This is a genomic window from Lawsonibacter faecis, from assembly GCF_014287675.1.
In the GTDB taxonomy this organism is placed as follows: domain Bacteria; phylum Bacillota; class Clostridia; order Oscillospirales; family Oscillospiraceae; genus Pseudoflavonifractor; species Pseudoflavonifractor faecis.
Map to the genome: position 1 here is coordinate 151,013 of NZ_JACOPQ010000006.1, position 12,067 is coordinate 163,079.

The 12,067-nt window shown below is 54.4% G+C and carries 8 protein-coding genes; 1 reads left to right on the forward strand and 7 read right to left on the reverse strand.

The genetic code is table 11. The features are described from left to right. The first annotated feature begins 126 nt into the window (after positions 1 to 126). Positions 127 to 663 carry a CarD family transcriptional regulator gene (locus H8S62_RS09415; protein ID WP_155147292.1) on the forward strand — a complete coding sequence of 179 codons (537 nt, stop codon included), beginning with the start codon at positions 127 to 129 and terminating at the stop codon, positions 661 to 663. 794 nt (positions 664 to 1,457) lie between these two features. On the opposite strand, the gene H8S62_RS09420 is transcribed toward H8S62_RS09415, so the two are convergent. The 7 genes from H8S62_RS09420 to H8S62_RS09450 all read right to left on the reverse strand — a co-directional run bounded on the left by H8S62_RS09420 (position 1,458) and on the right by H8S62_RS09450 (position 12,059). Then, positions 1,458 to 3,797 carry a DUF262 domain-containing protein gene (locus H8S62_RS09420; RefSeq protein ID WP_155147294.1) on the reverse strand — a complete coding sequence of 780 codons (2,340 nt, stop codon included), beginning with the start codon at positions 3,795 to 3,797 and terminating at the stop codon, positions 1,458 to 1,460. Continuing rightward, complete coding sequence (locus tag H8S62_RS09425) at positions 3,794 to 5,182, reverse strand: restriction endonuclease subunit S (protein ID WP_155147297.1); 1,389 nt, start codon at positions 5,180 to 5,182, stop codon at positions 3,794 to 3,796. Before H8S62_RS09425 ends, H8S62_RS09420 begins: the two co-directional genes overlap by 4 nt. After that, positions 5,182 to 6,600 carry a class I SAM-dependent DNA methyltransferase gene (locus H8S62_RS09430; RefSeq protein WP_186919112.1) on the reverse strand — a complete coding sequence of 473 codons (1,419 nt, stop codon included), beginning with the start codon at positions 6,598 to 6,600 and terminating at the stop codon, positions 5,182 to 5,184. The genes H8S62_RS09425 and H8S62_RS09430 overlap by 1 nt, the downstream gene beginning before the upstream one ends. Beyond that, positions 6,597 to 9,728, reverse strand: a complete 3,132-nt coding sequence (gene hsdR / locus H8S62_RS09435) for a type I restriction-modification system endonuclease (RefSeq protein WP_341481038.1) — start codon at positions 9,726 to 9,728, stop codon at positions 6,597 to 6,599. Before hsdR ends, H8S62_RS09430 begins: the two co-directional genes overlap by 4 nt. 559 nt (positions 9,729 to 10,287) lie before the next feature. Then, positions 10,288 to 10,830, reverse strand: a complete 543-nt coding sequence (locus tag H8S62_RS09440) for an NADH peroxidase (RefSeq protein ID WP_155147303.1) — start codon at positions 10,828 to 10,830, stop codon at positions 10,288 to 10,290. Positions 10,831 to 10,866: 36 nt separating this feature from the next. Further along, a complete protein-coding gene (locus H8S62_RS09445; RefSeq protein ID WP_155147305.1) occupies positions 10,867 to 11,268 on the reverse strand; it encodes a Fur family transcriptional regulator in 402 nt (133 codons plus the stop codon). A 182-nt stretch (positions 11,269 to 11,450) separates the two neighbouring features. Then, positions 11,451 to 12,059 (reverse strand): ribonuclease M5, encoded by a 609-nt coding sequence (locus tag H8S62_RS09450; protein WP_155147307.1) that lies wholly within the window; start codon positions 12,057 to 12,059, stop codon positions 11,451 to 11,453. Between the last annotated feature and the right edge of the window lie 8 nt (positions 12,060 to 12,067).

Consider the following 12,067-nt stretch of genomic DNA (forward strand, 5'->3'; position numbering starts at 1 on the left):
GTCTGCGGTGCAGGCCGCTCTTGCCGTCTTTCGGAAAAGTTTTTCTTACATTGCCCTCCAAAATATGCTAAAATGGAATTGTAAAGTATGAAAGCAAACGGTTCTGCGGTATAATGGGGGTAAACAATGTATCAGCCAGGCGATTTGATAGTCTATGGCAACACAGGGGTCTGCCGGGTGGCGTCCATCGGCCCTCTGGACGGCGCCCGGGGCGCGGACCGGGACAGGCGGTACTACTCCCTGTCCATGGTCAACGGCTCGGGTTCTATTTTTGTCCCGGTGGACACCTCGGTCTTTATGCGGCCCATCCTCACCCGGGACGAGGTGGACGCCCTCATTGATACACTGCCCGAGCTTCAGGGAGAGATCTGTACCGAACGGAACCTCCGTCTCCTCTCCGAGCAGTACCACGCCGCCTTCCAGTCCCACCAGTGTGAGGATTTGCTCAAACTGATGAAGGCGGTCCACGCCAAGGGCAAATCCTCCGGTCTCCAGGGCAAGACCCTGGGGATGACCGACCAGCGGTATCAGAAAAAGGCTGAGGAACTGATCTACGGCGAGTTCTCCGTAGTCCTGGGCATTCCCTACGATCAGGTGGAGCGCTATATCGCCGACCGCCTGGACGCGGGCGTTCTTAAGGCTGCCGGGCAGGATGAGTCATGATAAAAATAGGGGAGGCCGTGTCGGCCTCCCCTCAGTCTGTCGGAAACCCCTTCGCCGGGGGCGCCTCGCAGAGTTCCGCCGTCCGCGGACGGCGGAATAAATTTAAAATCCGTCATTTGGGGGGACATGCGCCTGAGAAATGGCGCTTCTCATGACGGATGGGGCGACTTTCTCTCAGGAAATCGAGCCCCATCCGTCATGCAGCTTTCTGTCAAAGAAGCCCCGAAAGGCTTCTTTGACAAGCTGAAAGAGGGCAGGACTTCCGTCCTGCCCTCTTGATGTAACTGTCAGCTTAGCCGAAATAACGCTTCAGCAGACCCTCAAAGGCCTTTCCATGCCGGGCCTTCCCACGGGGCAAGCCCCGTGGGAGCCCTTTTTATTTTTATCTGCACGGGCGAAATGAATCCGCCCGGCATCGAGGTTTTGGCCTCGCGGGGGGCCAAAACGCTCGGTGACGAGGCCCGCCACATCGAAAGAGGACGGGGCATACGCCCCGTCCTCCCTATCTATGTCAGCTTAACCGAAGTAACGGGCCAGCAGACCCTCGAACGCCTTGCCATGTCGGGCCTCGTCTTGAATCACTGGTATCAATCCACAACATATTGTTTCTATTTGTATTCATCAGTACTGATACAGTATATCAGCTCTATTTTTTCCCACACTTTTCCCACCACAATTTGGCGGTGGGAAAAACGGCCTTCCATAACATCCAGAACTTGCTGATTACATGAATCCGCCTCTGTACGATCACGCTCAAGGCATCAAAAGGCTGTTGGCTCACGCCGAGCAATGCTTTATTTTTCCCTGATATTAAAGTATCTCAGAATTCGAGCATGGGTATCGCCGTCCACTTTGTAAGCTACCAGCGGCACAGTCTTGAGCCCCTTTTCCCAGTATCCCTCGTCCAGCGCCACAGTACGCAGCCAGGTAACGCCGATAAACCACTCGTCATCCGGATCGCACTGCGCCTTGCATTCAGCCTCCATCCAGGGCGCATCTTGTATCAAAACCAGTTCGCCCTCTGCCATAACTTGAAAGTTCTTCATAGGTGTTGCCGTCTGTGTACAGATACCCACTCCCACAAAGCCTTTGCCTGTGATGTGGCAAAATACCCGGTCGCCTTCTGCAATATTACACAGCATCTTTCCACTTCCCCCCTGCGCGGCAGAGAGAAAACCATACTGCACCGCATCCGGCCAGCTGCGGCCGGCATATTCAACGGTATAATTACTTCCCGCTGTACTGATTTGCAGCAGTTCTTCCTCCTCATCCGACCAGCCGCCGGCAATCTCCTTCAGTAGGCCCACATTCCAAATGTCCTTCGCCAAGGCGTGATACAGCTCCTGGCGGGCGTGAATGCCTTCCTTTTGAAAGACCTCGAAGGGCTGAAACGGATATCGTTCAGCCAGTGTCAGGAAGTGCGGATGATTCTGGTAAGCCGCCTCATTCATGGCCTGCGCCAAAATATTATCTGTCAGGTAGCATTTGACCCGCTCGTCATAGGGCATATCTTTATAACTGCGGTTTTTATCCTGGGTCAGCAGCAGCAGGTTTCCAAATTTCCTCCGGTTGTTTTGAAAGTCCTCCTCATCGTGGAAGTATGCTCGGTAAGTTTCGAAGTCATCCGGCAGGATGTGTTCCACATCATAGGGGGTTTTGCTCTTTCGGTCTATGTAATGCTCAAACTGGGAGGGGTATCCCATCTTCACGTTGACAAAATCGGTAATCCGGGCCAGCAAATGGAGCATGTAGCGTCCCGTATACTGGTTGAGTTCAAAACTCATCACACCGTCCAGCTTCTCATTCATACGTCTGAGCATCTTGGTCAGATAGATTCCGATGCTCACCGAATCCTGATTGCGAATTTGGTTAAGGATACGAAACAGCACCGTCTTATTTGTGTTCCAATTGATCTTTTTATAGTTAAAGATACGGACGGATGCAAATATATCTACAAAGGTAGAGATCAGACGGATTTTACGATCCACTTCTTCCGGGCTGTCCTGAAGCCCTACCGCGCCGATGATCAGAAGGTTTTGATAATTGAGATCACGGTTTGCATTGTAGTAAACCGCTTCAAAACCTGTAGTCAGCCGTTTTGAGTACTGCGTCAAGCGCAGATACAGCCCGGTGACCTGCGCCATCTCTTTGAGAACGAGATTTTTATAGTCGTCGGACTGTTCCAACCCCATTCCAGTTCTGGCGTAAGCGCGAACCCAGGTGTGGAAACGATCGCCCAGCAATTCATAATCCCGGTCTACCGCGCCTTTTTTGGTTTCGCGCAGGGTCTTGGCATATTTGGCCCGGAGCCAAAGTGAGATAAACTCCACATCCTCCGCGTTGGTCACACCGCTTTTGTCTTGGGAGGAGGCGGCCTTGATCTGGTTAATATTCTTTTGCCAGGCCTCGTTGACCTGCTTTCGGTCCGCCTCATAGACCTGCTGAATGACAAAGGCCTTCATCATCTCGGCGCTGTTCAGGCTTAGGCCCCGGTCGTTCATGGTCACAAAGATGGTATAGGCCTCGTCTTCGGAGGGCGTGTCGATCTCCAGTAAAAGCACCTTTTCCGTCACCCAATAGATGAAGTAGGGTAGGGCCTCGCCCTTTAGCTCCTCTGGGAACAGCTCCTCGATATCTCCATATCGATTTATGATATTTTGATTACTTTCCCCTTCCGGGATGTATTGGGCGTCATTGTTTAAAAGGGCCTGCAGGCAGTCCCGGCGCTCCTCCATGTCCAGGTTGAAGCACGGGACCCCGTAATCCACCGTACAGATCATGTTGTCAAAATGAATGGGCAAACCCGGGATGCCTGTCGCCTGTGACTGGAGCCGGTTTAAGTAGATGAGCAGGAGGGTCAGCGTGGTCAGGCGCTGTTGACCGTCGATAATCTGCTGAGACTGGCCGCTGGTACAGATAATGCTGCCCATATAGTAATAGCCGTAGTCCTTGACCTCCTGTACCGTGCTGTGGACCCCCGTATCGTAGAATCCCCGGAACGTGTTGGTCAGGTCCTCCAACATCTGCTCCACCTGATGCTTGCCCCAGCGGTACTCCCGCTGATAGTAATCCACCGTAAAGCGGCGGTCGGCCAAAATTTTTTTGAGCGTGTCCGTTTTGTCTATCTTATTCATGGTACGACCTCTCCCTCTGCCAGACATTGTTTCAGGAGTTCCACGGCGCTTTCCTCGCTGGGGTCGTTGGTACCCAGCTCCCCACGGAAAGCACGGGCCAGGATAGATTTTTTAATGAGGTCAATACGCTCCAACACCGCAGCGGCGGCCTCCTTGGCTTTCTGCTCCTTGGCGAGGAGGTCGTCGAGAATGCGGACAATTTCTTGCTGCTCAGAAATACAGGGAAGCAGCACCGGAAAACTGTTAAGCTGTTTTGAATTAATGGATGCAAGATTTGTCGTTTGCTTTGAGCAACTTAGGAAGTATTGTTTACCATAGCGGCTACCCGCTTGGTAGGAGAGAAAATAAGGGTCTAATCTGTCCTTTTGAGGGCGGACAGCAAAAATGTGGTTTTGATGGAGACAATTTTTAATCTCTCCCTTCCACACCGTCCCCCTGCCCAACTTATCAAAATCCCCACCTTCAGTGAAGAGAACATCATTAGTCTGTAGCATATATCTATTAACTTTTGTCTCTTCTACTTCAATCATTTTAATTTCACCTAAATCAAGGAAACCGTCCTGTACATTTGCGACGCGTAAATAGGGACGTTGTACAGTGGCTGTATCGTAGTGCTTTCCCTTCATAAGGCCCGTTTGCAATGCCGCGATTGTCTCTAGTCTTACTTTGACCCAAGTAGTAGCAGTATGCTTTTCTCTCCAACTCTTTGTAAGCATACTTGTAAATGCTTTTTGCAGAATTGCACTTTTTCTAGTCTCAAAACCATCCACCGCAGCCTGCGCTTTTTCCTTTGCCTCGTCCAGCTTGGCAAATAGGCTTTCAATGCGGTCAACTATACGTTCTTGCTCTTGCCCTGGTGGAATCGGAAGCATATAGCGGTTAACCCACTTTGGCTGGGCGCGCATCAGTGAGCCCCCTACACCCGATACATTTGAAAGCATTTGCTCTCGAAAATATGGTCCCTGAAACAGCCATAGCAAATAGCGTGGATTACATCGAGTTGTTCTTACAACAATCCATTCGGATGAGGCCAAGTAAGAGTGATCGGTATGGCCAGTAACAATCCAGACACGATTGATTCTGGGGTTAATTTTACATAAGAGTATATCGTTTTTGAGCACGTACTGTTTTGATGATCCTATTTCGCTTCCTAAAACAATTTCTGGAAAGTTATTTTCACAGCTAGGAACGCTATAAAGTTCAAATATCTGCTCCGGCCTAGTCGCCGGGTTGAGCGTTTGGCTAAAAAAATGATTAATCTCATCAAGCCTTGTCCACACCCAATTTTCAGGGACGTGATACGGCTGTTCCTCCTCCGGTACCAGTGCCCGCTTCAGTCGCTCCTCCAGCGTAAGCCCGCTCTCTTTTTTTCTCTTTCCCGCCATCAGTCCAGCGCCTCCAGGGTTCTCAGCTCTTTCACCACGCTCATGAGCAGGTCCACAGCCTCCTCTAACTGTGCAATGCACTCCTCAGCGCTGTCGGCGGGGTCGGGCAGGTCGTCGTAGTCCATCACCGAGTCATCCCGAATCAGCCCCAGGTCCAGGCTGTCGCCCTTATCCTTGATCTCCTGCCGGGTGAACACGCTCCACCGCTCGTCCTGCACGGCGCGGCGGTCCTGGGCGGTATAGGCCGCCTCGAAGGCCGAGAAGTGCTCACTTTTGAGGGGATTGGTCTTGCCCAGGCTGGGCATATTGGTGCGCAGGTCGTAGAACCACACCTCTTTGGTGTTGCCCTTGTCGTTCCGTCCCCGGGTAAAAAAGAGCACGTTGGTCTTGACCCCCTGGGCATAAAAAATTCCGGTGGGTAGGCGCAAAACGGTATGTAAATTACATTTTTCCATCAGGTCCCGGCGGATGTCGGCCCCATCGTTGTCGGCAAAGAGCACGTTGTCCGGCAGCACCACCGCCGCACGGGCTTTACCCGTGGTGTTTAGGCTGCGGTAGATGTGCTGCAAAAAGTTGAGCTGCTTGTTGCTGGTGGAGTAGGTGAAGTCGGTGCGGGTGGCCCGCTCGCCGCCCTTCTTTGTGCCGAAGGGCGGGTTGGTGAGCACCACGTCGTATCCCGTCATATGCTCCCCCGCGCCGGAGAGGGTGTCCGCCCGGGCGATATGTCCGTGGATGTCGTGGAGCATGGCGTTCATCAGGGCCAGGCGGTGGGTCTCAGGCACCAGCTCACAGCCGGTAAAGGCCTGGGTGCGCTGGAACTCCTGCTGGTCGGCCTCCAGGTCATGGAGGTCGTCCGTCTGTTCCTTTACAAAGCGGTCGGCGGCTATCATAAAACCAAAGGTGCCGCAGGCGGGATCGTTGCACCGCTCTCCGGCCTGTGGTGCGGTGAGGCGGGTCATAACGTCGATGAGCACACGTGGGGTAAAATACTGGCCTGCGCCAGACTTTTTCTCGTTGGCGTTCTTCTCCAAAAGTCCCTCATAGAGGTTGCCCAGTCCCTCCTCCTTAGCGGAGTACCAGTCCAAGGCGTCAATACTCTGAATAATTTTTTCCAGATTTTTTGGCTCGTCAATGTTGGAGGCCGCGCCCTGATAGATTTCCTTAACCCGACCCGTGCACTCCTCGCCCAATTTATCCAGCAGTGTTTTATAATACTTCTTGAGCTCAATGCCGCTCTTACTCCGCAGCACGTCCCAGCGGTATTCAGCGGGAATCTGCCCCTCCGTCTCGGTCTCCTTGGCCATCTTCAGGAACAGGATATAGGTCAGCTCCGTCACATACTGGTGATAGGTAATGCCGTCGTCCCGCAGCACATTACACAGGTTCCACAGCTTGGACACGATCTCTTGAGTGGTCATGCAAGTCTTCCTCCGTCGTCATAGAGATACTCATTGAGTTCCAGGATAATGCTCTCCAGCTTACCGCCGAAGCGCTTGTCGATCTGAGTAAAGCCGCCGTCGTTGCGAAATGCCCCCTCATTAAAGGATTGGACGTTGATGACCGACTCGTTGAGCAAATACGTTTCCATGCGTTTGAGCCAGTTTTCCTCTGCTTTGGTAAAGTTGTGGGCCTTCTTGAGACGCGCCACTGCCCTGCCAATGCGCTCCTCATGGCTGAGGAGCGCAGAGCCCAGGGCATAGCGGCGAATAATGCTGATGATATCCGCCGTCAGCTCCTCGTTGGTGGTCTCCTGAATAGCGGTGTTGAGCTGCTGTTCGGTAAAGCCCTCCCGGTCCAGAGTTAGTTTCAGGCTCTTGAGCGCAGCTCGATCCAGCTCCTTGGGGCGGGTACACACGATGTTCAGCGCCGCTACCTGGTTCATATTGTTGTGGATAAACTGAGAGAATGCGTCCAAGTAGTCCTCCGGCCGCTGCCCAGTACCATAGCCGCGGGTGTGGTCCAGCAGCTTGTCCTCCTTATCGGAGATCACCACCGGGCGGCCGCCCTTGCTCTCCCCCTCATCCAGCAGTGCAAACAGCTTGTCCAGCCCCAGCAGGCGCACACGTGCCTCCTCCGGCTCCATCTCACGGATGGTTTGAACCAGATCTGCGGGTTCCATTCTGCCAGTCATGTCCAGAAAATGCTGACGAGTACGCTCTCCCATGCAACGGTTTCTCCGCTGGAGCTTAGCCAAGAGCTGGTCGATCTGCCGCCGCACCTGTTCCCCGGATTCCAGCACTTTCAATCCATCCAAAAGCTGTTGGAAAGAGGTAGAGGGGGCGGCCGCCACCGGCTTCATGTTCGTAACTGGCAGCAGAGAGTCATAAACTCCTACTGCGTCATAGATTTCAAAGTGGGTCTTGTGGATTTTCGGGCAGAGACGAGTCGCGCGGCCCAGCATCTGCTCGAAGAGGATGCGGGAGCGTACCCGGCGCAGGAACACCAAGTTGCTGATCTCCGGCACGTCCACGCCGGTGGTCAGCAGGTCCACCGTTACCGCAATGCTGGGATAGCGTTCATTCTTAAACCGGCGAATTGTCTCCAGCACTCTCTTTTTATCGCCGGTCTTTCCCGTGATTTTCATAATAGCATCGTTGTCCACACCGGTCTTAGCGCAGAGCTCTTTCAGTATTTTAACGATTAAATCGGCGTGCTCGTCGTTGACCGCGTAGATCAGTGTCTTTCCCTCACCCTCCGGGTCGATGGAACGGAGAATTTCCGTCAGCACGGTTCGGTTAAAGGGTTCCGTAATCACCTGGCGGTTGAAGCTGTCCACGTCAAAGCGGACGTCGTCCTCCAACTCATCGCTGTTGGTGATCTCCCCGGTGACCGGGTCATAGAGCACCATGGTCTCCCCCGCCTGGTAGACGATGCCCTCGGTGTTAAGCTGGGTTTTAATGTTGTGGGGCGCGTCGTGGTCTACCAGGTAACCCTCGATGACCGCCTCGCGGTAGGAATAGTTAAAGACGGGTTTTCCAAATATCTCGGTGGTATGCAGGGCCGGGGTGGCGGTGAGTGCCACTTTGACCGCGTCAAAATAGTCGATGACGGCCCGGTATTTGCTCACATAGTCACGCTGGTCCCGGTAGAGCAGCTCGTCGTCCCCCAGCTCCCGGTCCAGGATATAACCCCGGTGGGCCTCGTCCACGATGATGAGGTCGTAATCGCTGACTGCGGGCATAGTCTCGCCCTCTTGGCAGAGAATACGCTTCACCATGCTCTGAACCGTGGCCACCTGAATGCGGGTCTCCCGGTCAAAGCCCGCTTCATCCAGGTTCCGAATGTTATATATGGCGTTCAGGGGCCTCAAATCCTCCAGACGGACCTCCTGGAACACATCCTGGGCCTGCTCCCCCAGCGCGGTGCGGTCCACCAGGAACAGTACCCGGCGAAATCTCTCCGTCTTCAAAAAGCGGTAAATCATCCCCAGAATGGTGCGGGTCTTTCCCGTGCCGGTCGCCATGGACAACAGCGCGGTTTTTGCGCCACCCATTATGGCGCTTTCCGCCGCCTCAATGGCGCGGATCTGATATTCACGCAGATTCAGGCCGTCCGGGTCCCGCAGCAGGTCAAAGGAGAGTTGTCCCAGGTTCCGATTCGCCTCGGAGACATCTTTTTCAAGGCGCTCCATAATCCCCTCCGGGCTCATCCAGCCCTGTTGTGCTTGTGGGATGTTGGATGCTTCACGCAAGTCCAAAAACCAGATGCCGGACTTGGTCTCCAATTGCTTTAAGTAGGGGCGGCCGTTGGTTGCAAAGGTAAAGGGGACCTTGTAGGCACCCCATTGCCCCATGAGGTATTGGCTGTCCTCAGCGCGTATGTGCTTGGGGTACTCCTTGCACTGGCCGTCAATGACGGAGTAGACGTCCAGATGCTCCGCCTTGGCCTCAATAATGGCTACCATCTGCAATCCCACGAAAAGGACGTAATCCGCGCGTCCATGGTTACCAGTGCTGGAATCGGTGGGCCATTCGGCAATGGCCATATAGCGGCCCTTCTGAGGCCGGACACCTTTCGAGTAGCAGAGCACCACGGTATCCGCCTCCCAGCCCACCCGGCGCAACTGCTGGTCGATGAGAAAACGGGTCTCCGCCTCGCTGCGCTTCATCTGGCCGACGGCTGCGGCGGATCGTCTGGCCCGCTCACCTGCCGGAACTGTCGGGGCTGCCGCAGTATCCTGGGCTTTGTTGTGCAGCAGGCGCTGAATCTCCTCTTCGCGCTCCTGCGCCAAGCGCTTATAGTCAGGGGCCTTAGACGGGTCCTCCGGCAGTACAAACTGTTCCGGGGAATAGCTCCAGTCCCCGTAGGTCTGCATAAACCAGCCGCAGAGGTGGTAGGCCATCTCCAGAAGAGTGCGGCAGTCGGCAAAGCCCTCCGCCGTGGTATGTACCGCTCTATTCCGGGCAGTGCGCAGAGCGAAGAGGATGTCGTCGATGTCCCTGGGCAGCATCCCCAGCCGCTTCATTACTTTAATGCGGGCGGCGTGTGTACTCGCCTCCGCAGTCAACTGCACCCCGTCCAGGCGCACCATATCCTGAACAATCACTTCGCCAATTTTCCCGAGCTTATAGAGGCAGGCGTCCGTGTCAGTGTATAAGTAGCTCTCCGCAGCTTGGCCTAACCTGCACAACACAGAGAAGGATTGGTCCAAAAACATAAAGTTACTATTCACCGAACACTCCTCCATTCTTGAAATTATATATTAATTATAATTCACTTTCCCAAATAATACAACAACGGGAGACGCGCCTGTTTGGAGAGCGCTTCTATCCACTTCTAACTTGCCGGTTCACACAGCCACCCATACCGAAATATCCATTCAATATTCTTCCCACACATTGCCCACGTTTAATTTTTTAATCGCCTATGCTCCAACAAATACAAGTAATTTTGTGGGAAAATTCACTAATAAACTATTTTCTCTATATTTCAGTTCGAATTTCCCACCAAATTTTTAGATACTCATTTGGATACAAAAACACGGATAGCGAATCGTCGCTATCCGTGTTTCATGATTTGTACTAAAACCGCATCTTTTTATCTTGATCACAAAGTGGTTTCAGCGTATTTAGTTGTATATATTCGTATCTATGCTTATCCAGGTTTTAGCCGAAATAACGAGCCAGCAGACCCTCGAAGGCCTTGCCGTGGCGGGCCTCGTCGCGGGCCATCTCGTGCACGGTGTCGTGAATGGCATCCAGGCCCAGCTCCTTGGCCTTCTTGGCCAGCTCAAATTTGCCGGCGGTGGCGCCGTTCTCGGCGTCCACGCGCATCTCCAGGTTCTTCTTGGTGGAGTCGGTAAGCACCTCGCCCAGCAGCTCGGCGAACTTGGCGGCGTGCTCGGCCTCCTCATAGGCGGCCTTCTCCCAATACAGACCGATCTCGGGATAGCCCTCGCGGTGAGCAACGCGGGCCATGGCCAGATACATACCGACCTCGGAGCACTCGCCCTCAAAGTTCATGCGCAGGCCCTTGATGATCTCCTCGTCCACGCCCTTGGCGACGCCAACCACGTGCTCGGCGGCCCAGCTCTTCTCACCGGACTGCTCCTTGAACTTATCGGCGGGAGCCTTGCAGATGGGGCACAGCTCAGGGGCGGAATCGCCCTCATGGACATAACCGCAGACGGTGCATACAAACTTCTTCATAATTAATTCCTCCTAAAAATAATATGTGATAAATTCTCAATGAAGGGTCTCTGGTTTACACTTTTTACAGACGCCGTGGAAAATCAGCTCGTGGCCGTCCACCTTGAGGCCGTACCGATCCTGCACCTGCCGGTCCAGCTCGGTGTCGGCGGGAATCTCATGCAGATCGATGACCGCGCCGCACCCGTCGCAGACGAAGTGGGTGTGGGGATGGGTGTTCGCGTCAAACCGCTCCTGCCCCTTAACCACGCCCACACAGCGGATGGTCCCCTGCTCCCGGAAAAAGTTCAGGTTGCGGTAGACCGTGCCCAAGCTCAAATCCGGATGGGTGGGCTTCAGCGTCTGGTAAACCCAGTCGGCCGTGGGGTGGGTGTCGGTGGAGCGGATGGCCTCTAAAATGGCCTCGCGTTTTTTGCTGTATCGTATCGTGCGCTCCATCTTCGCCTCCTAATCAGTAGTAGTTCTTGTTTGCGTAGTTATAATACCACAGTACCTTCCACATGTAAAGGGTTTTTTTGAAAATTTCCAAAATTCTTTATGCCCGCCGGGACCGCATCTCCGCCCCGCCGCAGACAGAGAGCCCCCGGCCCCCGGTTTATTCCGGGGGCCGGGGGCTCCGCTTAATCTGATTCTTCCGCTGTCGCGGCCTCAAACTCTTCAAAGGTGCAGAAGACGTTGAGCGCCTCCAGCATGGCGTTGGTCGTCATGTGTTCGGGCAGGCCCAGTTTTTTTAGCAGCGCCTGCCGCCGGGCGGCGGAGTCGGGCCCGCCGGAGAGCCCGGCCAGAAAAAGGTCCGTCTTGGTGACGGCGCGTCCGGACCGGACGCGCGATGTTTCACACGGTTTCGTATCCTCAAACGTCGCACCCGCCCTGCGCAGAGCCTCCTCCAGCACCTCAGGGCGCATTCCCTCCACGCCCAGCTTACCCTCTTTCCCCGGGGCGCGCTTGCGGCGCTCCTTGCCGTAAATGTCGGGGATATAGGCGTGCTTCACCTGCCCGGCCGGAATCGCGCCCCTGAGGTAGTTGCGGATGACGAAGCCCGCCCCGTCCGCGTCGGTGAGGACGATAATCCCACGCTTTTCCGCCAGGGCGCGCAGCAGGCTGAGTCGTTCCCCGTCCTTGAAGACGGCGAAGCCGGAGGTCTCCACAATTACGGCATCCACCATCTGGGAGAGCTTGTTTTTATCATACCGCCCCTCCACCACGATGGCCTCTCTGATTTTCAGCATATTCTCCC

Excerpts from the sequence above, each read along its gene's own strand:
- H8S62_RS09445 (WP_155147305.1), bottom strand. The coding sequence starts at position 11,268 with ATGGAGCGCACGATACGATACAGCAAAAAACGCGAGGCCATTTTAGAG.
- H8S62_RS09425 (WP_155147297.1), bottom strand. The coding sequence starts at position 5,182 with ATGGCGGGAAAGAGAAAAAAAGAGAGCGGGCTTACGCTGGAGGAGCGA.
- H8S62_RS09440 (WP_155147303.1), bottom strand. The coding sequence starts at position 10,830 with ATGAAGAAGTTTGTATGCACCGTCTGCGGTTATGTCCATGAGGGCGAT.
- H8S62_RS09420 (WP_155147294.1), bottom strand. The coding sequence starts at position 3,797 with ATGAATAAGATAGACAAAACGGACACGCTCAAAAAAATTTTGGCCGAC.
- H8S62_RS09415 (WP_155147292.1), top strand. The coding sequence starts at position 127 with ATGTATCAGCCAGGCGATTTGATAGTCTATGGCAACACAGGGGTCTGC.
- H8S62_RS09450 (WP_155147307.1), bottom strand. The coding sequence starts at position 12,059 with ATGCTGAAAATCAGAGAGGCCATCGTGGTGGAGGGGCGGTATGATAAA.
- H8S62_RS09430 (WP_186919112.1), bottom strand. The coding sequence starts at position 6,600 with ATGACCACTCAAGAGATCGTGTCCAAGCTGTGGAACCTGTGTAATGTG.